At 63.3% G+C, this 23,590-nt stretch carries 23 protein-coding genes; 14 read left to right on the forward strand and 9 right to left on the reverse strand.

Going from position 1 to position 23,590, the window contains the following annotated elements:
- Nucleotides 1-25 precede the first annotated feature (25 nt).
- The 3 genes from ACYCUK_RS07395 to ACYCUK_RS07405 form a co-directional block, all read right to left on the reverse strand.
- Nucleotides 26-1,720 (reverse strand): PhoH family protein, encoded by a 1,695-nt coding sequence (locus tag ACYCUK_RS07395; protein ID WP_461594152.1) that lies wholly within the window; start codon nucleotides 1,718-1,720, stop codon nucleotides 26-28.
- Nucleotides 1,721-1,916: 196 nt separating this feature from the next.
- Nucleotides 1,917-2,381 (reverse strand): peroxiredoxin, encoded by a 465-nt coding sequence (locus tag ACYCUK_RS07400; RefSeq protein WP_112487183.1) that lies wholly within the window; start codon nucleotides 2,379-2,381, stop codon nucleotides 1,917-1,919.
- Between the two features lie 135 nt (nucleotides 2,382-2,516).
- Nucleotides 2,517-2,930: an Mth938-like domain-containing protein gene (locus ACYCUK_RS07405; RefSeq protein WP_461594153.1), complete on the reverse strand. Its 414-nt coding sequence runs from the start codon at nucleotides 2,928-2,930 to the stop codon at nucleotides 2,517-2,519.
- A gap of 133 nt (nucleotides 2,931-3,063) precedes the next feature.
- Between ACYCUK_RS07405 and ACYCUK_RS07410 the strand changes: the two genes are divergently transcribed.
- Genes ACYCUK_RS07410 through moaE form a run of 7 tightly spaced genes read left to right on the forward strand, consistent with a single transcriptional unit; the run spans nucleotide 3,064 to nucleotide 9,634 of the window.
- Nucleotides 3,064-4,302, forward strand: coding sequence for a pyridoxal phosphate-dependent aminotransferase (locus tag ACYCUK_RS07410; RefSeq protein WP_461594154.1), 1,239 nt, complete (start codon nucleotides 3,064-3,066; stop codon nucleotides 4,300-4,302).
- A gap of 51 nt (nucleotides 4,303-4,353) precedes the next feature.
- Nucleotides 4,354-5,664 (forward strand): homoserine dehydrogenase, encoded by a 1,311-nt coding sequence (locus ACYCUK_RS07415; RefSeq protein ID WP_461594155.1) that lies wholly within the window; start codon nucleotides 4,354-4,356, stop codon nucleotides 5,662-5,664.
- Nucleotides 5,664-7,070 carry a threonine synthase gene (thrC, locus tag ACYCUK_RS07420; protein WP_461594156.1) on the forward strand — a complete coding sequence of 469 codons (1,407 nt, stop codon included), beginning with the start codon at nucleotides 5,664-5,666 and terminating at the stop codon, nucleotides 7,068-7,070. The genes ACYCUK_RS07415 and thrC overlap by 1 nt, the downstream gene beginning before the upstream one ends.
- A 22-nt stretch (nucleotides 7,071-7,092) precedes the next feature.
- Nucleotides 7,093-7,620: a molybdopterin-guanine dinucleotide biosynthesis protein B gene (gene mobB, locus ACYCUK_RS07425; RefSeq protein ID WP_461594191.1), complete on the forward strand. Its 528-nt coding sequence runs from the start codon at nucleotides 7,093-7,095 to the stop codon at nucleotides 7,618-7,620.
- Nucleotides 7,607-8,836: a molybdopterin molybdotransferase MoeA gene (locus tag ACYCUK_RS07430; protein WP_461594157.1), complete on the forward strand. Its 1,230-nt coding sequence runs from the start codon at nucleotides 7,607-7,609 to the stop codon at nucleotides 8,834-8,836. The genes mobB and ACYCUK_RS07430 overlap by 14 nt, the downstream gene beginning before the upstream one ends.
- Before the next feature lie 8 nt (nucleotides 8,837-8,844).
- The gene (moaD, locus tag ACYCUK_RS07435; protein ID WP_461594158.1) at nucleotides 8,845-9,102 is read left to right on the forward strand and encodes a molybdopterin converting factor subunit 1; all 258 of its coding nucleotides are present in this window, start codon (nucleotides 8,845-8,847) and stop codon (nucleotides 9,100-9,102) included.
- Nucleotides 9,103-9,124: 22 nt separating this feature from the next.
- Nucleotides 9,125-9,634 (forward strand): molybdopterin synthase catalytic subunit MoaE, encoded by a 510-nt coding sequence (gene moaE, locus ACYCUK_RS07440; RefSeq protein WP_461594159.1) that lies wholly within the window; start codon nucleotides 9,125-9,127, stop codon nucleotides 9,632-9,634.
- A gap of 21 nt (nucleotides 9,635-9,655) precedes the next feature.
- On the opposite strand, the gene ACYCUK_RS07445 is transcribed toward moaE, so the two are convergent.
- Genes ACYCUK_RS07445 through ACYCUK_RS07455 form a run of 3 tightly spaced genes read right to left on the reverse strand, consistent with a single transcriptional unit; the run spans nucleotide 9,656 to nucleotide 10,750 of the window.
- Nucleotides 9,656-10,018 carry a YqjK-like family protein gene (locus ACYCUK_RS07445; RefSeq protein WP_461594160.1) on the reverse strand — a complete coding sequence of 121 codons (363 nt, stop codon included), beginning with the start codon at nucleotides 10,016-10,018 and terminating at the stop codon, nucleotides 9,656-9,658.
- Nucleotides 10,019-10,033: 15 nt separating this feature from the next.
- On the reverse strand, nucleotides 10,034-10,417 hold the full coding sequence (locus tag ACYCUK_RS07450) for a phage holin family protein (RefSeq protein WP_461594161.1): 384 nt from the start codon (nucleotides 10,415-10,417) through the stop codon (nucleotides 10,034-10,036).
- 9 nt (nucleotides 10,418-10,426) lie between these two features.
- The gene (locus tag ACYCUK_RS07455) at nucleotides 10,427-10,750 is read right to left on the reverse strand and encodes an ElaB/YgaM/YqjD family protein (protein ID WP_461594162.1); all 324 of its coding nucleotides are present in this window, start codon (nucleotides 10,748-10,750) and stop codon (nucleotides 10,427-10,429) included.
- Between the two features lie 256 nt (nucleotides 10,751-11,006).
- Between ACYCUK_RS07455 and clpB the strand changes: the two genes are divergently transcribed.
- Entirely contained in the window at nucleotides 11,007-13,604 is a 2,598-nt protein-coding gene (gene clpB, locus ACYCUK_RS07460) for an ATP-dependent chaperone ClpB (protein ID WP_461594163.1), read from the forward strand.
- A 225-nt stretch (nucleotides 13,605-13,829) separates the two neighbouring features.
- Nucleotides 13,830-14,426: an SCO family protein gene (locus tag ACYCUK_RS07465; protein WP_461594164.1), complete on the forward strand. Its 597-nt coding sequence runs from the start codon at nucleotides 13,830-13,832 to the stop codon at nucleotides 14,424-14,426.
- Nucleotides 14,427-14,482: 56 nt separating this feature from the next.
- Here ACYCUK_RS07465 and ACYCUK_RS07470 read toward each other — a convergent pair whose 3' ends face one another.
- Nucleotides 14,483-15,379 carry a cytochrome c oxidase assembly protein gene (locus ACYCUK_RS07470; protein WP_461594165.1) on the reverse strand — a complete coding sequence of 299 codons (897 nt, stop codon included), beginning with the start codon at nucleotides 15,377-15,379 and terminating at the stop codon, nucleotides 14,483-14,485.
- 188 nt (nucleotides 15,380-15,567) lie between these two features.
- On the opposite strand from ACYCUK_RS07470, the gene rraA reads away from it, so the two are divergent.
- Nucleotides 15,568-16,098, forward strand: a complete 531-nt coding sequence (rraA, locus tag ACYCUK_RS07475; RefSeq protein ID WP_461594166.1) for a ribonuclease E activity regulator RraA — start codon at nucleotides 15,568-15,570, stop codon at nucleotides 16,096-16,098.
- A gap of 60 nt (nucleotides 16,099-16,158) precedes the next feature.
- On the opposite strand, the gene lexA is transcribed toward rraA, so the two are convergent.
- Entirely contained in the window at nucleotides 16,159-16,830 is a 672-nt protein-coding gene (gene lexA / locus ACYCUK_RS07480) for a transcriptional repressor LexA (protein WP_461594167.1), read from the reverse strand.
- Between the two features lie 137 nt (nucleotides 16,831-16,967).
- On the opposite strand from lexA, the gene ACYCUK_RS07485 reads away from it, so the two are divergent.
- Nucleotides 16,968-17,951 carry an asparaginase gene (locus ACYCUK_RS07485; protein WP_461594168.1) on the forward strand — a complete coding sequence of 328 codons (984 nt, stop codon included), beginning with the start codon at nucleotides 16,968-16,970 and terminating at the stop codon, nucleotides 17,949-17,951.
- 53 nt (nucleotides 17,952-18,004) lie between these two features.
- Here ACYCUK_RS07485 and ACYCUK_RS07490 read toward each other — a convergent pair whose 3' ends face one another.
- On the reverse strand, nucleotides 18,005-18,574 hold the full coding sequence (locus ACYCUK_RS07490; protein ID WP_461594169.1) for a DUF4124 domain-containing protein: 570 nt from the start codon (nucleotides 18,572-18,574) through the stop codon (nucleotides 18,005-18,007).
- A 169-nt stretch (nucleotides 18,575-18,743) separates the two neighbouring features.
- Between ACYCUK_RS07490 and guaB the strand changes: the two genes are divergently transcribed.
- The 3 genes from guaB to ACYCUK_RS07505 all read left to right on the forward strand — a co-directional run bounded on the left by guaB (nucleotide 18,744) and on the right by ACYCUK_RS07505 (nucleotide 23,434).
- Complete coding sequence (gene guaB, locus ACYCUK_RS07495; protein WP_461594170.1) at nucleotides 18,744-20,219, forward strand: IMP dehydrogenase; 1,476 nt, start codon at nucleotides 18,744-18,746, stop codon at nucleotides 20,217-20,219.
- 64 nt (nucleotides 20,220-20,283) lie between these two features.
- Nucleotides 20,284-21,876 carry a glutamine-hydrolyzing GMP synthase gene (gene guaA / locus ACYCUK_RS07500; RefSeq protein WP_461594171.1) on the forward strand — a complete coding sequence of 531 codons (1,593 nt, stop codon included), beginning with the start codon at nucleotides 20,284-20,286 and terminating at the stop codon, nucleotides 21,874-21,876.
- 301 nt (nucleotides 21,877-22,177) lie between these two features.
- A complete protein-coding gene (locus ACYCUK_RS07505) occupies nucleotides 22,178-23,434 on the forward strand; it encodes a tyrosine-type recombinase/integrase (protein WP_461594172.1) in 1,257 nt (418 codons plus the stop codon).
- Nucleotides 23,435-23,590 lie beyond the last annotated feature (156 nt).

The raw sequence follows: 23,590 nt of genomic DNA on the forward strand, positions 1-23,590 counted from the left end.
GCCCCTTGAATGCCATGCGCCGGGCTTACAAAATTTCCGTGGCGTGATCGGCCAGACGGCTGCGTTCGCCGCGCGCCAGGGTGATGTGCCCGCTGTGCTTCCAGCCCTTGAAACGGTCGACCACATAGGTCAGACCTGAGCTGCCCTCGGTGAGGTAGGGTGTATCGATCTGCGCGATATTGCCCATGCAGATGATCTTGGTGCCGGGGCCGGCGCGCGTGATCAGCGTTTTCATTTGCTTGGGCGTCAAGTTCTGGGCTTCGTCGATGATGACGAATTTGTTCAGAAAGGTGCGACCGCGCATGAAGTTCATGCTTTTGATCTTGATCTTCGAGCGGATGAGCTCTTGCGTCGCGGCGCGCCCCCATTCACCCCCCTGGGATGCCCCGCCAGACTGGTTCAGCACTTCGAGGTTGTCGTCAAGCGCGCCCATCCAGGGGGACATTTTTTCTTCTTCGGTGCCCGGCAGGTAACCGATGTCTTCGCCGACCGGAACCGTGACCCGGGTGATGATGATTTCGTTGTAGCGCCGCTCCTCCAGCACCTGATAGAGGCCTGCCGCCAGCGCGAGCAAGGTCTTGCCGGTGCCGGCCTGGCCCGTGAGGGTGACGAAATCCACTTCCGGGTCGAGCAGCAGATTCAGCGCGAAATTCTGTTCACGGTTGCGCGCCGTGACGCCCCAGACACCGTTCTTCTGATGGCTGAAGTCGCGGATGACCTGCAGCACCGCGGTGGATGCACGAATTTCCTTCACCCTTGCATACAAGGGCGTGGCGCTGGGCGACTCCCAGTACACCGCCTGGTTCACCAGCATGGCTGAAACCAGTGGTCCCTGCAGGCGGTAGAAGGGTTGACCGCCTTGCTGCCAGCTCTCCACCGACTGTGCCTGCTGCTCCCAGAAATCGGCCGGTAGCGGCAAGACACCTGTGTAGAGCAAGTCCGCGTCGTCCAGCGTTTTGTCGTTGGCATAGTCTTCCGCGTGCAGGCCCAGGGCACGCGCCTTCACACGCATATTGATGTCCTTGGACACCAGCACCACGGGTCGCTCGGTATGCGCCTGTGTCAACGCCTGCAGGACGGCCAGAATCTGGTTGTCGGCCTTGCCTTGCGGCAGGGCCTCGGGCAAGCGTGCTTCGTGCGCACGGGTCTGGAAAAACAGCCGGCCACGCGCTTCGCGGTGACCGGTGTGATCCAGCCTGATGCCCGACTCGATGCCGCCCTCGACACCGGCCACCAGAGCGTCCAACTCCCGGCTGGCCTGGCGTGCGTTGCGGGCCACCTCGGACATGCCTTTCTTGTGCCCATCCAGCTCTTCGAGCGTGATCATGGGCAGGTACACATCGTGTTCTTCGAAGCGGAACAAAGAGGTCGGATCGTGCATCAGGACATTGGTGTCCAGCACGAATAACTTCGCCACTTCTGCTGTCTTTTCGGCAACTCGCTTGGCAGCTTTGCGCGGTGCGTTGGGCTTGCTGGGCCGGGCGTCCGCGGATGCCTCCAGTGTGCTGGTGGCCAGCGCAAATGCAGGTGCTGGATGGGACGAAACCTCGGCATTGGGCCGAATGCGCTCGGCCGTACGGGTTTGTGCTGGCTTGGTTGGAGCAGCGCTGCGTGTCTGGTTGGGGCGTGCAGTCACCGCGGCGACCACAGCCTGGTCATCGGACGCCGACGAGGCTTTGACCAGGGAACCGAGTTTCGTGGGGGGCTGGGGCAGGGGCATGGCGATGAACTGGTGGGAAGGGGCGCAGGCGAGGGCTAGACGTTAGCGAAAACGGGGGCCGCAAAGCACACAACCGCTTTCAGCTATGACCGAAAAGCGGTTGTGTGCTTTGCGACACGGACCAACTGGCGACATACCAGCCATTTTGCGCATGGCAGAGCTTGCGCGGCGGGCAGAGGCCTGTGTCCTGCTGGATTCAAAGTTGGCGTACGGCTTCGAGCACTTCTTCAACGTGACCGGCCACCTTGACGCCGCGCCATTCCTCACGGAGAACACCCTCGGCGTCGAACAAGAAAGTGCTGCGCTCGATACCCTTGACCTTCTTGCCGTACATGATCTTGTTCTTCACCACGCCGAACATGTGGCAAAGCTTTTCTTCGGTGTCGGCAATCAGGTCGAAGGGCAATTCGAGGTGAGTGCGAAATTTGTCGTGCGAGACCAGGTTGTCGCGCGAGACACCGAAGATGACGGCGCCTGCCGCTTCGAACTCCGCATAGAGGTCACGAAACTGCATGGCCTCGGTGGTGCATCCCGGCGTCATGTCCTTGGGGTAGAAGTACAGGATGAGTTTTTTGCCCTGATAGTTTTTTGGGCTGAATTTGATTTCGCTGGTGGCCGTAGCCTCGAAATCCGGAACAAGCTTGTTAAGCACCAAAGCCATGAAGTCTCCTGATAGCGGGCCGTACAGGTCGGTAACGGCTGATGAATGAACCCCACCGTTACCGCATTGCGGGCTGAACGCCCGCGCCTGCCGAAGTCACCCGTCAAACAACAATGCACATTTTAGCAAGTGGAGTTACAAATCATCGCCGCGTGTAGCAATAGGCGTATCCAGCAGAGGACCAATCAACAGTCCGGCCACGACCTTGCGGCCCTCAGCGGCGAGGATGTTGTAGGTCCGGCAGGCTGCAGCCGTGTTCATGACCTCGAAACCGATGCCATGCTCCATCAACACGCGCAACAGTGCAGGTTTCGGGAACTGTTGACGGCTTCCGGTGCCGACAATGATGATTTCCGGCTCGCTTTCAACCAGGCGAGCGAAATGGCTTTCGGCAAGGGCAGTGAAGCCGTCTTGACCCCAGACCTCGGGCGGCATGCCGGAGCCAAGGCAGATGCCGTGCGCATAGCGCACGCCGTTGACCTCCACGAAGCCGGGGCCTTGTGCGGAAATGGTGAACTGGGCCTGGTTCGAATCCGGTTGCAGCTTCATGAAATAGGGGTTCCGCCTTGGGGATGGCGCTTGCAAACACGTTAGATTATAGGGTTCGGTCCAATGCTGTCGGGCCTGTGGGCGGCCCAAGTCCAGGGCTGAATCGAGGACAAATCGGGTCCATGGAGGTTATGTGCGGGAATTTCGGAAGTCGAACAAGTTGGCGGATGTCTGCTACGACATCCGGGGTCCGGTGCTGGACAAAGCGCGACAGATGGAAGAGGACGGCCATCGGATCATCAAGCTGAACATTGGCAATCTGGCTGTGTTCGGGTTTGATCCGCCGGATGAAATCGTGCAGGACATGATTCACAACCTGCCGCAGGCCGCCGGCTACACCGACTCGAAGGGCTTGTTCGCGCCACGCAAGGCCATCGTCCACTACACCCAGGAGCAAGGTGTGGCTGGGGTGAGCATCGACGATGTGTTCATCGGCAATGGCGCGTCCGAGCTCATCAATATGAGCATGAACGCCTTGCTCAACAATGGCGACGAGGTCCTGATTCCCGCGCCCGACTACCCGCTCTACACCGCCGCGGTTTCGCTGTCGGGCGGCAAGCCGGTGCATTACATCTGCGACGAGCAGTCCGACTGGCATCCGGACATCGCCGACATTCGCAAGAAAATCACGCCGAATACAAAGGCCCTGGTCGTCATCAACCCGAACAACCCAACCGGCGCGCTCTACCCGAAGGAGTTGCTGCTGGAACTGGTGCAGGTGGCGCGCGAGCACGAACTGGTGGTGTTTGCCGATGAGATTTATGACAAGACCTTGTACGACGGCAATGTGCATCTGAGTCTCTCTTCGCTGGCCGACGATGTGCTGTTCGTCACCTTCAACGGGCTGTCGAAAAACTACCGCGCCTGCGGCTACCGTTCGGGTTGGATGGTGGTGTCGGGCAACAAGCGCCATGCGCGCGATTACATCGAGGGCCTGGCGATGCTGGCGTCCATGCGCCTGTGCGCCAACACGCCGGGACAGCTCGCCATCCAGACCGCGCTGGGCGGCTACCAGAGCATCAAGGATCTGGTGGCGCCGAATGGCCGCCTGACCAAGCAGCGCGATCTTGCCTATGAGCTGTTGACGCAGATTCCCGGCGTGAGCGTGGTCAAGCCCAAAGCTGCGTTGTACATGTTCCCCAGGCTGGACCCGAAGATCTACCCCATCGTCAACGATCAGCAATTTGCCTACGATTTGCTGGCCGAGGAAAAGGTGCTGATCGTGCAGGGGACGGGTTTCAACTGGCCACGCCCAGACCATTTCCGTCTGGTGTTCCTGCCCAATGCCGATGACCTGACCGAGGCCATCGGCCGCATCGCGCGGTTTCTCGAACATCAGCGTAAAAGCAAGCGCAAGCCCATTGCAGCTTGATGCTCCGCCCAGCGTTTTGGCGCCGGGTCTTTCCCCACTTCGTTCAACACGATGAATCCAATTCAAATCGCCCTGCTGGGTGCGGGTACGGTGGCCTCAGGGGTCGTCAAGGTGCTCGAGCGCAACCAGGAAGAATTGCGCCGCCGCGCTGGCCGCGGCATTGAGGTGGCGGCGGTCGCCGCGCGCAATCCGGAGAAGGCACGCCTGTCCATCGGCACCACGTTGCCCATCACGCAGGACTTCATGGAGCTTGCCACCCGAGCCGATATCGACATCGTGGTGGAACTGCTCGGCGGCATTTCGCCGGCGCGTGAATTGGTGCTCGCCGCGATTGCCGCTGGCAAGCATGTGGTGACCGCGAACAAGGCGCTGATCGCGCTGCATGGCAATGAGATTTTTGCCGCAGCGCAGGCCAAGGGCGTGATGGTGGCATTCGAGGCGGCGGTGGCAGGCGGCATTCCCATCATCAAGGCGCTGCGCGAGGGGCTGGCGGCCAATCGCATCGCGTGGGTGGCCGGCATCATCAACGGCACCACCAACTTCATCCTCTCGGAAATGCGCGACAAGGGCTTGAGCTTCGATGTCGTGCTGCGGGAAGCACAACGCCTGGGCTACGCCGAGGCCGACCCGACCTTCGACATCGAGGGCATCGACGCCGCGCACAAGATCACCATCCTCTGCGCCATCGCCTTCGGTGTTCCGGTGCAGTTCGACAAGGCGCATGTGGAGGGCATCACGCATCTCGACGCGGCCGACATCCGCTATGCCGAGCAGCTGGGTTATCGCATCAAACTGCTGGGCATCACGCGGCGTGCGCCCGAGGGCATCGAGTTGCGCGTGCATCCCACACTCATTCCGGCAACCCGGCTCGTGGCCAATGTGGAAGGTGCCATGAATGCCGTTGTGGTGCAGGGCGATGCCGTGGGCGCAACGCTCTACTACGGCAAGGGCGCCGGGTCCGAACCCACCGCTTCAGCCATCATCGCCGACCTGGTGGACGTCACGCGCCTTCATACCGCCGACCCCGAACACCGCGTACCGCATCTGGCTTTCCAGCCGGGGGCATTGGCAAATACGCCGATTCTGCCGATGGAGCGCGTGACCACCGCGTACTACCTGCGCATTCACGTGCGCGACGAAGCCGGCGTGCTGGCTGAGATCACCCACATCCTGGCCGAATGCGGCATGTCCATCGACGCGCTGCTGCAACGCCCATCGGGTGAGAACGACCAGCACACCGACGTCATTTTGCTGACCCACGAAACCCTGGAGCGCCAGATGAACCAGGCCCTGGCGCGCATCCAGCAACTCGACACCGTGCTTGCGCCCATCGTGCGTCTGCGCAAAGAGGAGTTGCGCTGATGTTTTACTTGAGCACCCGCGGCGAGGCCGCGCAGCGCCAGTTCGACGACATCCTGCTCGAGGGCCTGGCACCCGATGGCGGGCTGTATCTGCCCGAGCACTATCCGCGTTTCAGCCTGGATGATTTGCGCCGCCTGCAGACCTTGAGCTATCCCGAGCTGGCCTTCGAGATCCTGCAGCCCTATGTCGAGCCGATGGACGCCGCGACCCTGCGTGCCTTGGTGCGGGCCACCTACACCGCCGAGGTCTTTGGCAGCGCCGAGGTGGTGCGCATCAAACCGCTGGACGCGCGGATCAGTCTCCTCGGCGTGTCCGAAGGGCCGACGCTGGCCTTCAAGGACATGGCCATGCAACTGCTGGGGCGGCTGTTCGAGCAGGCCTTGGCGAAGAGCGGGCAGGAACTCAACATCCTCGGCGCGACTTCGGGAGACACCGGCAGCGCCGCCGAATACGCCATGCGCGGGCGCCGCGGCATTCGCGTGTTCATGCTCTCGCCGTTCGGCAAGATGAGCCCGTTCCAGACGGCACAGATGTACAGTCTGGCGGACGCCAACATCCACAACATCGCCGTGCAGGATGTGTTCGACACCTGCCAGGACATGGTCAAGGCGGTATCGAGCGATCTGAACTTCAAGCGCACCAAGCGCATCGGCACCATCAATTCCATCAACTGGGCGCGGGTCGTGGCCCAGGTGGTGTATTACTTCGCGGGTTATCTGCGCAGCGTGCGTGGCGTCGGCGAACCGCTGTCTTTCGCCGTGCCGTCGGGCAATTTCGGCAACATCCTCGCCGCCCATGTGGCGCGGCAAATGGGCCTGCCCATCCACCGCCTGGTGCTGGCCACGAACGAGAACAACGTGCTGGACGAATTCTTTCGCAGTGGCGTGTACCGGCCGCGCGGCGCGGCCGAAACCCATCACACCTCCAGCCCGTCGATGGACATTTCCAAGGCCTCGAACTTCGAGCGTTACGTGTTCGACATGCTGGGGCGCGATTCCGCCCGTACGCGCGACCTGTTCGAACGCCAGCTCGGCGAGCAAGGGCATTTCGATGTGTCGCATGACCCGGCGTTCTCCCGCATGCAGGCCGAGATCGTTTCCGGCCACAGCAACCACGCCCTCAGGCTGCAGACCATCCGCGAAGTGTGGGAGCGCAGCAGCGTGATGATCGACCCGCATACCGCCGATGGCGTGGCCGTGGCGCGCGCTCACCTGGAGCCGGGCGTTCCCATGCTGGTGGTGGAAACCGCGCTGCCGGCCAAGTTCTCGGCGACGCTGGTGGAAGCCATCGGCCAGGAACCACAGCGTCCGGCGGCAGCCGAGAGCCTGGAGCAGCGACCACAGAAATTCGTGATCATGAAGCCGGATGTCGATGCGCTCAAGGCCTATATCGCCGAGCATGTCTGAGTTGCCGCAGGAAAAGAGACCGCTGCATGTGGTCGGTTTTGCGGGCTATTCCGGCAGCGGCAAGACCACCCTGGTCGAGCAACTCGTTGGCCATTTGAGACGGGCCGGCCTCGTCGCTTCGGTCATCAAGCACGCACATCACAACTTCGACATCGACCATCCCGGCAAGGACTCCTGGCGCCACCGCAAAGCCGGCGCGCACGAGGTGCTGGTCGCGTCCACGTATCTGGTGGCGCTGCAGCGCGAGTCCGCGAAGCCGGTCGAACACACCGTCGATGAGCTCTTGCCCATGCTGCACAAGGTGGATTGGGTCCTGGTGGAGGGCTTCAAGCACGCCCCCATTCCTAAAATCGAGGTCTGGCGGCAAAGCGCCGGCAAGCCGGTGTGCTATCCCGACGACGCACATATCCTCGCCATCGCCACGGACGACCTGCACAGCTTGCCGCAACCCACCACTGCCACCATTCTCGACATCAACCAACCCGCCGCCGTGGCCCAATGGCTGCTCGACAATCACCTGCTTTTTCGCCGCTCCGATGCAAGCTCATGACACTGCTCTGATGGATGTGGATGCCGCCTTGCAAGTGCTGCTTCAGGCGGCACGTCCGTTGGACCGCGCGGAGTCGGTGGCCACCCTGCAAGCCCTGGGACGCGTGCTGGCTGCCGAGGTGCGCAGCCCCGTCGATGTGCCGCCTGCTGCCAACACCCAGATGGATGGCTACGCCGTGCGCAGCGCCGACGTCATCAGCCCCGGCACCCGGCTGCATGTGGGCCAGCGCATTGCCGCCGGCCATGTGGGCCAGCCGCTTCAGCCGGGCGAGGCCGCACGCATTTTCACGGGCGCCTTCATGCCCGATGGAGCCGATGCCGTGGTGATGCAGGAGCAATGCGTGGCCGACGGTGATGTCGTCACCCTGCAGCACGCACCCAAGCCGGGTGAATGGGTGCGCCCACGTGGCTGCGACGTGCAGGCCGGCAGCGTGGTGCTGGAGCGCGGCCACCGCCTGCGGCCGCAGGATCTGGGGCAGGCGGCGTCAGTCGGCGTCGCCACGCTGGAAGTGGTGCCACGCCCACGCGTGGCCCTGCTGTCCACCGGCGACGAACTCATCATGCCCGGCGAGCCGCTGCCGCCGGGCGCCATCTACAACAGCAACCGCTTTCTGCTGAGCGGCCTGCTCCAGGGCCTGGGTTGTGCCGTGACGGATCTCGGCCAAGTGCCCGACCGGCTGGACGCGACGCAAGACGCGCTGCGGCTCGCGGCAGCGGAGCATGACCTCATCCTGACATCCGGCGGCGTCTCCGTCGGCGGGGAAGACCATGTCAAACCCGCCGTGCAGGCCTTGGGGCAGTTGGCGTTGTGGCAAATCGCGATGAAGCCCGGCAAGCCCCTGGCCTTCGGTGCGGTGCGGCGGCCGTCTGGTGGGAGCGCGCATTTCATCGGTCTGCCGGGCAATCCGGTCTCCAGCTTCGTCACCTTCCTGGTATTCGTGCGCCCGTTCCTGCTGGCGCTGCAGGGCGCGAAGCTGCTCGCCCACCGCGGCTTGTCGCTGCCCAGCGCCTCGAACTGGCCCCGGGCCGACAAGCGCCGCGAATTCCTGCGCGCCCGTCTTGACGCCAACGGCCAGGTCGAGCTCTACCCCAACCAGAACTCCGCGGTGCTGACCTCCACGGTTTGGGGCGATGGCCTGGTGGATAATCCGGCTGGCATGACCTTCAAGGCGGGCGACCCGGTGCGCTTCATTCCATTCGCCGAGCTGCTCGTTTGAGTCCAACCATGCAAACCACCATCCGTTATTTCGCCAGCGTGCGCGAGGCCGTCGGTCTGGGCAGCGAGACCCTGGAGCTGCCCGATAACCTGACCACCCTGGCGGAGGTGCGCGCCTGGCTGGCAGCGCGCAGTTCCCGCCACGCCTTTGCACTTGGCCAGGACAAGCCCCTGCGCATGGCTTGCAACCATATCATGGCCGAGCCTGAATCGCCCTGGATTCCAGGATGCGAAGTGGCGTTTTTTCCGCCGGTGACGGGCGGCTGAGCTTGCGTGCTACCGAACAGCCATGACCGCCTTCACCCCCACCATCCGTATCCAGAATGAGTGCTTCGACGCCGGCGAGGAAATGCGCCGCATGCGCTCGGGCCGCACCGACATCGGCGCCGTGGCTTGTTTCGAAGGTGTTTGCCGCGACCATAACGCGGCTCTAGCCGGGCAGGGCGAACAGGCTGTGCAGGCGCTGGAGCTGGAACATTACCCCGGCATGACCGAGCACAGCATTGCGCACATGGTGCAAGAGGCGCAGCAGCGCTGGCCCCTGCAGGCGACAACCGTGATTCACCGCGTGGGCGCCCTGCAGCCGGGCGACCCCATCGTGCTGGTGGTGGTGGCTTCGGCTCACCGCCATGCGGCGTTCGAGGCCTGTGCCTTCCTGATGGATTACCTCAAGACCCAGGCGCCGTTCTGGAAGAAAGAAACCACCCCCGACGGGGCGCATTGGGTCGATGCCCGCGAGGCCGACGATGCGGCGCTGGCGCGCTGGGGCATCACGGCAAGCAACAGCGCAGCCGGCTGATTCCCACGCGGCAAACAGGCCCTAGGCTTGCTCTGCGGCAGAGCGGGCTTCGGCCCCACCACGCAGCTTGCCTACGGCTGCCAGTGCAGCGCCCCAAACGCTGCGCAAACGGCGGGTTCCGAGATACAGCAGCCAGCCGCGCTGCGCCCAGCGCAACACCCCACGCGGGCGCCAGACCAACACAACCAGCCCAGCCAAGGCAAGCGCCGGCGCATGCTCACGCATGGACTGCCCCAAGCCTTGCAGGCTGGTCTGCAGGCGGGCCAGTTTGTCCATGCCGGCCTCCACATCATCGACCAGGGCCAAGCAGCCACGACGCTGGTCTGCGGCAGCGAGCTGCAGGCGCTGCTTGCGCAGCAGCAATTCAACCGACTCGGGGCTCATGGGCGCGCTCGACGGTCATGGCTCGCGTCCCAAGGCCGAGCGGTCCTTGTTCAATTCGTTGATGGACGCGGCGAACAAGCGGCTGCCGGCGGCCACGGTGCGCGCTGCCACGGTGGCCGCGGCCACGCCCAGGGTCACGAACAGGCCGGTGGACAGGCCCAGTGCGAGCAGCCGGTGGCTGTCCCACAAGGCGACGGTGATCCAGAGCGCGGCGAACACGGCGGCGAAACCCAGGAACAAGGCTGCCAGCACCGTCATGAACAACAGGCGGGCGAGGCGCAGCTTTTCTTCCTGCAGCTCGACCGTGAGCAGTTCCAGCCGCGTTTGCGCTGCGGCCAGCAGGTTGTCGAGCCGGGCGCGCAGGCTGCCGGTCCAGCCGGTGTCGGGATGATCGGCCACGGAAAAACTTCAACGGCGGCCGATCAGCAAGCCGAGCAGGAAGGCCACGCCTGCGGTGGCGCCAATCGACGTCCAAGGGTTGTCGTGCACATATTGATCGGTGACACGGGCAACTTCCTTGCCTTTTTCGAGCACATCGGCCTCCATTTGCGCCACCTGGTCACGCACGGTGCCCAAGCGATCGCTCAAACGCCCACGCACATCGGCAATCTTGTCGCCCGCCTGGCCGGCTGTGAGCTTGAGCAGTTCCTCGGCATCGGCGGCAACTTCCTTCAGGTCGGTGACGAACTTGTCGGTCACGTTGGCGGGGGTTTGCACAGCGGTCTTGGCCATGGTCATTCTCCTTTGGGTTGCTGGGGGTTGAATTGCGAATCGGTGCAGCAGTACTTATTTACAGCATATGGGCGAAATGCTGCATTGCAAGCGAGTTGCGTTGGAATGGCGCGCGCCGCGGCAATACCCTGACAAGCGCAGTATGCCGTGTAAACCGCAGACGGGGTTTCATCCAGATCAAGATCAGACGATGACTTCGACTTGAAAATGCAAGTACGCAGCCGCATCTCCTGTGGTAGCCAAAATGGAGTGACCCATGCGATTCGAAAAACTCACCACCCAATTCCAGGAAGCCTTGAGCGAGGCTCAGTCTCTGGCCGTGGCGCAGGACAATCCCTATATCGAACCCGTTCATCTGCTGGCGGCCATGCTGCGGCAGGATGGCCCCAAGGCCTTGCTGGCGCGTGCCGGGGTCCATGTGCAAGGCTTGGCCACTGCGGCGCAGGCGGCAATTGGCCGACTGCCGCAGGTGCAGGGCAACGAGGGGAATATCCAGATCAGCCGCGAGTTGAACAATCTGCTCAACCTCACGGAAAAAGAGGCCGGCAAGCGCGGCGACCAGTTCATTTCCAGCGAATTGTTCCTGCTGGCCGTGGCCGACGACAAGGGCGACGCCGGCCGGCTGGCGCGCGAGGTCGGGCTGACGCGCAAATCGCTGGAGACGGCGATTGACGCCGTGCGCGGCGGCCAGAGCGTGAACAGCGCCGACGCCGAGCAGCAGCGCGAGGCCTTGAACAAATACACCCTCGACCTGACCGAGCGCGCCCGCGCCGGCAAGCTCGACCCGGTGATCGGCCGCGACGACGAAATCCGCCGCACCATCCAGGTCTTGCAGCGGCGCACCAAGAACAACCCGGTGCTGATCGGCGAGCCCGGCGTGGGCAAGACGGCCATTGTCGAGGGCCTGGCGCAGCGCATCGTCAACGGCGAGGTGCCGGAGACGCTGAAGAACAAGCGTGTGCTGGTGCTGGACATGGCCGGCTTGCTGGCGGGCGCCAAGTTTCGTGGCGAGTTCGAGGAGCGGCTGAAGGCCGTGCTGAAGGAAGTGGCGGCCGAAGAGGGCCGGGTGATTCTGTTCATCGACGAAATTCACACCATGGTCGGCGCCGGCAAGACCGAAGGCGCGATGGATGCGGGCAATATGCTGAAACCCGCCTTGGCGCGCGGCGAGCTGCATTGCATTGGCGCCACCACCTTGGACGAGTACCGCAAATACATCGAGAAAGACGCCGCCCTGGAGCGCCGCTTCCAGAAAGTGCTCGTGGACGAGCCCACGGTGGAGGCGACCATCGCCATCCTGCGCGGACTGCAGGAGCGCTATGAACTGCACCACGGCGTGGACATCACCGACCCGGCCATCGTCGCCGCGGCGGAGCTGAGCCACCGCTACATCACCGACCGCTTTCTGCCCGACAAAGCCATCGATCTGATCGACGAGGCCGGCTCGCGCATCAAGATGGAAATCGACTCCAAGCCCGAGGTGATGGACCGGCTGGACCGCCGCATCATCCAGCTCAAGATCGAGCGCGAAGCGGTACGCAAGGAAAAGGACGAAGCCTCGCAAAAGCGCTTCGGCCTGATCGAAGACGAAATCGCCAAGCTGCAAAAGGAGTATTCCGACCTCGAGGAAATCTGGAAAGCCGAGAAGGCTGCGGTGCAGGGTTCGGCGCAGGTGAAGGAGCAGATCGACGCGATGCGCTTCCAGATCGAGGAGCTGACGCGCAAGGGCGATTTCAACAAGGTGGCCGAACTGCAATATGGCCGACTGCCCGAACTGGAGCGCCAGTTGAAAGACGCCCAGGCCCAGGAATCGGCGGGCCATGCCAAGGGTGGGAAAGCCACGCCGCGCCTGCTGCGCACCCAGGTGGGGGCGGAGGAAATTGCCGAAGTGGTCAGCCGCATGACCGGCATTCCCCTGTCCAAGCTGCTGCAAGGCGAGCGCGACAAGCTGCTGCAGATGGAAGACAAATTGCACCAGCGGGTGGTGGGGCAGGATCAGGCGATTCGCGCTGTGTCCGACGCCATTCGTCGGTCGCGCGCAGGCCTGTCGGACCCGAACCGGCCATACGGCTCCTTCCTCTTTCTCGGCCCCACCGGTGTCGGCAAGACCGAACTGTGCAAGGCCCTGGCCGAGTTTCTGTTCGACAGCCAGGACCACCTCATTCGCATCGACATGAGCGAATTCATGGAGAAGCATTCGGTTGCGCGCTTGATTGGCGCGCCGCCGGGCTATGTCGGCTATGAGGAGGGCGGCTATCTGACCGAGGCGGTGCGGCGCAAGCCCTACAGCGTGATCCTGCTCGACGAGGTGGAAAAGGCGCACCCGGACGTGTTCAACGTGCTGCTGCAGGTGCTCGACGACGGCCGCCTGACGGACGGTCAGGGCCGCACCGTGGACTTCAAGAACACGGTCATCGTCATGACCTCGAATCTGGGCTCGCAGCACATCATGGCCATGACCGGGCAACCGCAGGAGGCGATTCGTGATGCCGTTTGGGTCGAGGTGAAGCAGCACTTCCGCCCCGAGTTCCTCAACCGCATCGACGAGGTGGTGGTGTTCCACGCGTTGAGCCCGGTGCAGATCGAAGGCATTGCGCGCATTCAGCTCAAGTCGCTGGAAAGCCGCTTGGCGCAGATGGACATCAAGCTGGAGGTCTCGGCCGCGGCGATCGCCGAAATTGCCAAGGCTGGCTACGATCCGGTGTTCGGTGCGCGGCCCCTGAAGCGCGCGATTCAGAGCCGGATCGAGAATCCGCTGTCCAGACGCATCCTGGAAGGCGGCTTCGGACCGAAGTCGGTGGTGCCGGTGGACGTGCGCGATGGTGAACTCGTGTTCGAGCGCACCGTGCATTGAAGCCTTCGGGCGTGGTCTTGCCGGCGCGCAAGGTCACACCCGGCAATCGGAACCTTTTGCGTTGCGGCCTGTCTCTCATGTGCCTGCGCTGCCGCATCCGCAGAGCAAAGGTCCGCCCACTTCAGACTGTGCAGGGCCGAGAGGCGGAGGGCAATAGGGCCTCTCGGCCCTGTTTCAAGCGGTTACGATGATGGCCGAAACTTCCACTTGGCTTGCAGTATGAACTTGAATGCACGACGCAGAACCCTCCTCCTGGCCGCTGGTGCGCTGGCCTTGGTCACCACACTTGCGGCTTGCGGCCAAAAGCAGCATTGGGATCTCGACAATGTCAGCGCCGTATTGGCCAACTTGAAGTTCAATCTGACCTCGGACACGGGGCAAAAGGTGACGGCCGCCGACTACAAAGGCAAGGTGGTCATCCTGTATTTCGGCTACACCCATTGCCCGGATGTTTGCCCCTTGACCATGTCGCATCTGGCCGAGGCGGTCAAGGAACTGGGGCCGCAGGGCAAGGATGTGCAAATCCTGATGGTCTCGGTCGACCCGGTCCGTGACACGCTCCCCATTCTGCGTGCTTATACCCAGGCATTCAGTCCGCAAGCCATTGGCCTGACGGGGACGCCGCAGGAAATTGAGGATGTGGCCAAGCGCTACCACGTTGCCTACCGGCTGGGCAAGAAGGACAAGTCCGGCAATTACGTGGTTGACCACAGCGCCGCCATCTATGTCTTCAGCAAGGATGGACGTGGCATCTTGATTGGCTCGGACCTGTCTCCCGTGCCGTCCATCGTGCACGACGTCAAACAGCTGCTAGCCGATTGAGCCGAGGCCAGGCGGCGGTTGCTCTTGTTGATGGCGGCGGCTGCAATCCATCGGCTTCAGCCCACGGGCCTGGGCTCGGGATGGGGATCGGGGGAATTTTGTGCAGCAGCTTGGCGTGACGGTTCCGGCAAGCGGCCGCGTTCCGACAATCGCATCCAGTTCCGCAAGGCCACCATGGCGGCAATGACGTTGATGCCGGAGGCCGGAATCCACAGGATCAAGCCGCCGAGATGCTGATCCGTCAGCGGGTCGATGCCCGATATCGCCCGGCCGCACAGGGTGTAGATGGGATACCAGTCGGCACTGGTCAGCGCCAGCACGGCGCCCAGAATCATTTGCGGGACCATGGCGACGATGGGCAGGAAAATGCGCCCGCCCGGTCGCATATGCGCCGGTGGCGCAGGCCTTGGGTCGAGCACCAGCCACCAGAACAACAGTCCATCGAACACCATGGTCCAGTTCATCAACTGGTACACCATGGTGTTGAGCATCACGCCCACATGGATGAAGGGTACCAGCCAGAACACGACCAGCCCGGAGAACAGCGCGCCGGCAATCCAGGGGTTGAGCACGAAATCGGTCAGGCCCCGCATCGGCGTGGTGCGCATCAGGGGCATCAGATAACGACTGCGCCAGCGCGCCGGGATTCCCGCCCGCCAGGTGGGCCCGGGCCAGGCAAGCATCACCAGCAAGGGGCCGAGGTCGTGCAGCGCCATCTGCTGCAGCATGTGCAGAAAGAACTGGTGCTCGGCGTAGTAGTCCCACTGGGTCTGCAGCCCCTGGTACGTGAGCAGCCAGCCCAGCCAGAACCACATTTGCCGCCACCAGGGCGTGTGTTGCTTGAGTGTGCCGCGCAGGTAAAGCACAGCACCGCCCAGCAGGAAAAGCGCCATCGGCCAGGATGGGTACCAGGGGTGGAGCCAGTGCAGCAAGGAACTCACGAAAAGAGTCATCAGGGTTCAAACGTCAGGGCGCAAGGATAACGCCGTCGGCATACACCACCGAGTGACAAGCTGTTCACAATTCGCCCTATTAGGACGAGCGGCTTGATCTCAAGCATGCGGGGCTGCGCTGTTTGCAGTTTCAATGTAAAGCCAAGACAAGCCTGCAAGCGGGGCTTTCAACCATGAGGAGCAACATCATGCAATCGTTGATTTCAACCTGCGATTTTTGCGATCAGCATTTGGAGGCGATCGCCACGGGCTTGGTTCGGATTTTGCCACCGCGGTTCAGGAACTTCGGCCGCTTGCAGTCCTTTCACGGCCAAGTCAGCACCGTGCAGTGTTTTGAAGACAACGGCCTGGTTCGCGCCGCGCTGGAGGGCGCCGGTCTGGCACGGGTGCTGGTGGTGGATGGCGGCGGCTCGATGCGGCACGCGCTGTTTGGCGGCAATCTTGCCGCGCTGGCGGCGCGGAGCGGCTGGGCTGGCGTGGTGATCGACGGCTGTGTGCGCGATGTCGCCGAAATCGCCGCAGCGCCGGTTGGCGTACGTGCCTTGGCAACCATGCCGTTGCCGCCGCGCAAACAGGGCGCCGGCCAGCGCGACCTTGCGGTTCGCATTCAGGGTGTCTCGGTGCGGCCTGGCGATTGGCTCTATGCCGATGCCGACGGCATGCTGGTCAGCGCCGAGCCGCTGCACATGGGCCCCAGATCGGGCTCCGCTGGCGAATAAGCGCCCTGAACGACGCTACCCATCAAGAAAGAGCGTTGTTTGCGAGCCTTCAAGGCCGGGTCAAAAGCCGTTGCGAATCAGGCCCACGGCCAGACCCTCGATCGCGAAAACCTGATCTGCCTGCACCAGGATGGGCGCGAAATCCGGGTTTTCGGGGAGCAGTTCAATATGCCCGGCTTTGCGCTGCAGACGCTTGACCGTGACTTCATCTCCCAACCTCGCCACGACAATCTGGCCGCTGCGCACGTCCTGCGTCTGCTTCACCGCCAGCAGGTCGCCATCCAGAATGCCGGCGCCCTGCATGCTCATGCCTTTGACCTTGAGCAGATAGTCAGGCCGGGATGCAAACATCTGGGCCTCGACCCCGATGGTCTGCTCGATATGTTCCTGCGCCAGGATGGGGCTGCCGGCAGCCACGCGGCCGATGAGCGGCAGCATGAGTTGTTCCATGCCGGGCAAGGCTCGCGCGAGCGGGCGGCAGGTTGCCGGCCGCACCGTTTGCCTGGCGGTGCTGGTGAGCCGAATGCCGCGCGACGTGCCCGGAGAGAGTTCGATCATGCCCTTGCGCGCCAGGGCGTGCAGATGATCTTCCGCTGCGTTGGCCGAACGAAAGCCCAGTTCGGCGGCAATTTCGGCGCGCGTGGGCGGGTAGCCGGTGCGCTCGATGGCCTTGGAAATGAGCGTGAGGATTTCTCCCTGACGCGCAGTAAGCTTGGTGCTGGGTGTCGGCATGGTGCTTCCTCTCTCAAGCCAGTCAAAGGACCAATCCAAGGTGCTTGCCCCTGGGTTGGGCTTCGAGGCTGGGCCAAAATATTAAGCCGGATACTGTCATCATCAACAGCCTGTATTTTTATCCAGATCATCATCACATGCAATCAAAAATCGATATTTCCCTGCCCAAAGTTCTCATGCTCGGTACCGGAGGCACCATCGCCGGGGTCTCCACGGCGCACCCGGCGCAGGCTGGCTACCGGGCCGGCGTGCTCGATATCGCCGCTCTTGTTGCAGCCGCACCCGGCATCGAGCAACTTGCAAGCTTGCAGGCCGAGCAAATCGCGAGCATCGACAGCAAGGACATGGGCACTGCCGTCTGGGTGCAACTCGCCAGCCGCATCCGCGACGGGTTGCAGCAGGATGACGTGGCCGGCTGCGTCGTCACCCATGGCAGCGACACGCTGGAGGAAACCGCCTACTTCCTGCATTGCGTGCTGCCGGCTGGCAAGCCTGTGGTCTTGACCGCAGCGATGCGGCCCGCCACGGCGCTCTCGGCCGACGGGCCGCGCAATCTGTACGACGCGGTGCAAGTCGCCGCGAGCCCGCAGGCGCGAGGGTTTGGCGTGGTCTGCGTGCTGCATGGGCGCATTCATAGCGCTTGCGATGTGAGCAAAGCACAGCCGACGGCGGTGGATGCGTTCTCGTCGGGCGAGCGCGGCCCGCTCGGTTTCGTCGGCGCGCAGGGCGTGCAGATCACGCGCCAGCTGCCGTCGCAACCGCCAGGCCAGTTACCGCAGACACCATGGCAACCCCCAAGGGGAAGCTGGCCCCGCGTGGAGTTGGTGCATAGCCATGCGGGCGCAGACGGCGCGGTGGTCCGGGCCTTGATGCAGGCATCGCAAAGCGGCGATCCAAGCCAGAAGCTGGCGGGTTTGGTGGTGCTGGGAACCGGCAGCGGCACAGTGCATGAGCAGCTGCAAACTGCCCTCGACGAGGCCGAGACAGCCGGCATCAGGGTGTTTTATGCCTCGCGCGTGGGAGCTTTGTCGGGAGGCGACTTCGACGGCTTGAACGCCGTCAAGATTCGCATCCGCCTGATGCTGGAACTGGCTGCTGAAACAGGCGTCGGGCCAAGATAAAAACAACCGATGCTGCTCGCTCCGGCGGCAGGCAATCGGGCGTCATGGCGCTCTCAGCGGCAGTAGTTCGCAACCGCAGCCATGGCCTGCTGGCGTTGCGCGGTACGTTGGGCGTCGGTGAGAAAGGCGCGGTTACCCTGCGCGTCCACCTCGGCCAAGCGCACGCCACTGTCGAGCGTCTGCAACTGGCGCTGCGCCTGTTGGCAGTTGGCCTGCCTGGCTTGTGCGTCAACCTCTTGCTGCAAACGTTGCGCCGCTTCCTTGGCGCGCTTGTCTTGCTCCAGCTTTTGCTGCAGCTCGCGCGTGGCTTGGGTTTGCGCTTGAGACTGCGCTGTGTCCTTCGCCGCTGGCGCCGAGGCGGATGCAGGGCCAGAAGCCGTCGTTGCCGCCGGCGCATATGTCCGCATGGAAGCGGCGGCCGGTTTGGCCAGGATGTTTTTGAGTGGAAGATTCGGCGGCGGCGGCAGGTCGCTGTACTGCACCACGCCAGCGGGGGAAATCCATTTCCACTGGGCCATGGCGGACTGGACCATGAAAAGGCTGGCCACAGCGAACAAGGCGGCAGGCACGGCGCCAGCATGCAGCAAGCGGCTTGGGGTGCGGACGGGGGCGACTGCGGGCATTCATGGCTCCATGTTTGTGCAAAAGCTTAAGCCATTTGCCAGCCGCAAAGCCCTGTTTTCATGCCTTGCAGCCTCACATCCGGGCAGGTGTTGCGGGCATGCCGCACCTGTGCGCCCGAGTGCGAGACCGCGCGGTCTTTTATCATCGCCTTTTGCGCCTGGAGGATTTATGCGCCTGCTCGGAAAAGCGTTGACCTTTGACGACGTGTTACTGGTCCCGGCTTATTCTCAAGTTCTACCCAAAGACACCAGCCTTTCCACCCAGCTCACACGCCGCGTGCGCCTGAACATTCCGCTGATTTCGGCGGCGATGGACACGGTGACCGAGTCCAAGTTGGCCATTGCCATGGCCCAGGAAGGCGGTATCGGCATCATCCACAAAAACCTCACACCCAAGGCGCAGGCCACGGAGGTGGCGCGTGTCAAGCGCTACGAATCCGGAGTGCTGAAGGACCCGATCACCATTTCGCCGAGCGTCAAGATCAGCGACGTGGTCAACCTGTCACGCCAGCATGGCATTTCGGGTTTTCCGGTGATCGAGAACGGCAAGGTGGTGGGCATCGTCACCAACCGCGATTTGCGTTTCGAGACGCGGTTCGACTCGCCTGTGCGCGACATCATGACCCCACGCGAGCGGCTGGTCACGGTGCGTGAAGGCGCCACGGTGGACGAAGCCAAGGCGCTGATGCACAGGCACCGGCTGGAACGCGTGCTGGTGATCAACGACGCCTACGAGCTGCGCGGCTTGATGACGGTGAAAGACATCCAGAAAGCCACCGAACGCCCCAACGCGGCGCGCGACCCGCAAGGCAAGCTGCGCGTCGGCGCTGCCGTGGGTGTGGGCGACGGCACCGAGGAGCGCGTGGAGGCTTTGGTGCGCGCCGGGGTGGACGTGATCGTGGTGGACACCGCGCACGGCCACAGCCAGGGCGTGATCGACCGCGTGCGCTGGGTCAAGCAGCACTACCCGGATGTGGACGTGATCGGCGGCAACATCGCCACGGCCGAGGCGGCGCGGGCGCTGGCCGATGCGGGGGCGGACGGCGTCAAGGTCGGCATCGGGCCAGGCTCCATCTGCACCACCCGTATCGTTGCCGGCGTCGGTGTGCCGCAGATCACGGCCATTGCCAATGTGGCGCAGGCACTGGCCGGCAGCGGCGTGCCGCTGGTGGCCGACGGCGGGGTGCGTTATTCGGGCGACATCTCCAAGGCCATTGCCGCCGGCGCGCATACGGTGATGATGGGCAGCATGTTCGCCGGTACCGAAGAGGCGCCGGGCGAAGTCATCCTGTTCCAGGGTCGCTCCTACAAGACCTACCGCGGCATGGGTTCCATCGGCGCGATGAACGCCGGATCGGCCGACCGCTACTTCCAGGACGGCACCCATGCTTCGGCCGCTGCGGGAGCCGAGAAGTTCGTGCCCGAGGGCATCGAAGGCCGGGTGCCGTACAAGGGCTCGCTCGCCGCCATCCTCTATCAGTTGGTCGGCGGCGTGCGCTCGTCCCTGGGCTATTGCGGCTGCGCCAGCATCGACGCCATGCGCGGGCAGGCGCAGTTCGTCGAAATCACCTCGGCCGGCATGCGCGAAAGCCATGTGCACGACGTGCAGATCACGAAGGAAGCACCCAACTACCACGTCGATTGACACAGGGACGGTGTGGCGGCGATCGCCATTCCGCCACGGCCTCATTGCACTTGAACCCGCCTTCATGCACGACACCATCCTGATCCTGGACTTCGGCTCCCAGGTCACTCAACTCATTGCCCGCCGTGTGCGCGAAGCGCATGTGTATTGCGAAATTCACCCGAACGATGTGGGCGACGCCTTCATCCGCGAGATGGCGCAAAACGGGCTCAAGGGCATCATCCTCTCAGGCAGCCACGCCAGCACCTATGAGGACCACGAGCTGCGCGCACCGCAGGCGGTTTGGGATGTAGGCGTGCCGGTGCTCGGCATTTGCTACGGCATGCAGACCATGGCCGCGCAGCTCGGTGGCAAGGTGGAATGGAGCGAGCACCGCGAGTTTGGTTATGCCGAGGTGCGCGCCCGCGGCCATACCCGCTTGTTCGATGGCATCGAAGATTTCAGCACGCCCGAAGGCCACGGCATGCTCAAGGCCTGGATGAGCCATGGCGACAAGGTCACGGAGCTCCCGCCCGGCTTCAAACTGATGGCGTCCACGCCGAGTTGCGCGATTGCCGGCATGGCCGACGAGGCGCGCGGCTACTACGCCGTGCAGTTCCATCCCGAGGTGACGCACACCGTGCAGGGCAAGGCCATCCTCACGCGCTTCGTGCGCGGGATTTGCGGCTGCAGGGGCGACTGGATCATGGGCGACTACATCACCGAAGCCGTGGCCCGCATTCGCGAGCAGGTGGGCGAGGAGGAGGTCATCCTTGGGCTCTCCGGTGGGGTCGATTCCAGCGTGGCCGCGGCGTTGATCCACCGCGCCATCGGCGACCAGCTCACCTGCGTGTTCGTCGACCACGGCCTGCTGCGCCTGAACGAAGGTGCGATGGTGATGGAGATGTTCGCCGGACGCCTGCATGCCAAGGTGGTGCATGTGGACGCCAGCGCCCAGTTCCTCGGCCATCTGCAGGGCGTGAGCGAGCCGGAAGCCAAGCGCAAAATCATCGGCCGCGAGTTCGTCGAAGTCTTTCAGCGCGAGGCGAAAAAGCTGGTGAATGCCAAGTGGCTGGCGCAAGGCACCATTTACCCGGACGTGATCGAGTCCGGTGGCGCCAAGACCAAGAAGGCCACCACCATCAAGAGCCACCACAACGTCGGCGGGCTGCCGCAAACGCTCGGCCTCAAGCTGCTGGAGCCGCTGCGCGAGTTGTTCAAGGACGAGGTGCGCGAGCTCGGCGTGGCGCTGGGCCTGCCGCCCGAGATGGTGTATCGCCACCCATTCCCCGGCCCCGGCCTGGGCGTGCGCATCCTGGGCGAGGTCAAGCCCCAGTACGCCGACCTGCTGCGCCGCGCCGATGCCATCTTCATCGAGGAACTGCGCGCCTTCAAGGACGAGGCCACGGGCAAGAGCTGGTACGACCTCACCAGCCAGGCTTTTGCCGTGTTCCTGCCCATCAAGAGCGTGGGCGTGATGGGCGACGGACGCACCTACGACTACGTGGTCGCGCTGCGCGCGGTGCAGACCAGCGACTTCATGACCGCCGACTGGGCCGAGCTTCCCTACGCCCTGCTGAAAAAAGTGTCCAGCCGCATCATCAACGAAGTGCGCGGCATCAACCGCGTGACGTACGACGTCTCCTCCAAACCCCCGGCCACGATCGAGTGGGAGTGAAACCGCGTCCTTCGGGGACTATCGCCAGCTATCGAAAAACTGACGTAACGTGTTGATGTAAAAGGAAATACGTCACGGCGTCTATCGGTGGCTATCGCCGGCCAGCAAAACGGGTTGACGGTAGAGCTGACGGTAAGAACCGGAGGTCGGATTAAGGCCCTCCCGTTTACTATTGAGACCAAACCGGTCTTTGACGGTAAAACGCTCCCCTGGAAAGCTTGTTTCATGCGGCTTTCCGGGCATCGACGGGTCTCCTGGCCCCTGACGGTAAAAGCCGTCACCAACAGGAGGAAAAACCTCGATGCTTACCGACACAGCACTGCGCAATCTGAGTCCTAAGTCATTGATTTATAAGGTTTCTGACCGGGATGGGATGTACGTGACGGTATCGGCCGCCGGTACCGTCACCTTTCGCTACGATTACCGTCTCAACGGGCGCCGCGAGACCCTGACCATCGGCCGCTATGGTCCTGGCGGCATCTCGTTGGCGCTGGCCCGCGAAAAGCTGCTCGATGCCAAGAAGGCCGTCGCTGCTGGCCGTTCTCCGGCACTGGAAAAGCAGCGTGAGAAGCGCCGGCTGACTGCTGCCAAGAACTTCGGCGACGTCGCCGTCAAGTGGCTGGCGGACGCCCGGATGGCTGACAGCACGCGCGCGATGCGCAAGCACGTCGTCGATCGCGACATCCTGCCGGTGTTCCAGAACCGGCTGCTCAACGAAATCACTGCCGATGACCTGCGCGCCTTGTGCAACAAGGTGAAGGCGCGCGGGGCGCCCGCCACGGCGGTGCATGTCCGCGACATCGTAAAGCAGGTCTATGCCTTCGCCATCCTGCACGGCGAGAAGGTGGACAACCCGGCCAGCGATGTGGCAGCGGCCTCGATCGCGACCTTCGTGCCGAAAGACCGGGCGCTTTCGCCGGCAGAGATCCGGCTGGCGTTCCATCAGTTGGAGTCCATCGCGACCTATCCGACGATCCGCCTGGCGCTGCGCATGGTTCTGCTGACCCTGGTGCGCAAGAGCGAGCTGATCGAGGCCACCTGGAGCGAGATCGACTTCGAAAAGGCCACCTGGACGATCCCGAAGCAGCGAATGAAGGGACGCAACCCGCACGTGGTCTATCTGTCGCGGCAGGCCCTGGACATCCTGGTGGCGCTGCACACCTGCGCGGCGGGCTCGAAGTTCGTGCTGCCCTCGCGCTATGAGCCGACGCGTTGTATGTCGCACGCGACCCTGAACCGGGTGACACAGCTCATCGTGGAGAGGGCCAAGGCAGCCGGTCTGCCGCTGGAGCCGTTCACGGTGCATGACCTGCGCCGCACCGGCTCGACGCTGCTCAACGAGGTGGGCTTCAACGGCGACTGGATCGAAAAGTGCCTCGCGCACGAGGAAGGGCGTTCCTCGCGCTCGGTCTACAACAAGGCGGAGTACGCCGAGCAGCGGCGCCACATGCTGCAGGAGTGGGCGGACATGGTCGATGCCTGGATCGACGGGCGCACCCATGTGCCCAAGCTGCTGCCGGAGAACGTGTCGGTCACGGTGCTCAGTGCGGCTTTGTGAAGGGATGCCCGCATGATGCCTGCATCGGAACTCGCTGTCGGCGGGCAGCGCAGGGTTTGCATAAATCGAAAAAGGATCACTATGAGTGATCTTTTCAAATTCTTGTCAAACTGGTCGGCCTTGGCGATGGTTTATAAATCTGGTATTTTGAGCACT

The sequence above is a fragment of the Thiomonas sp. genome (assembly GCF_054608695.1).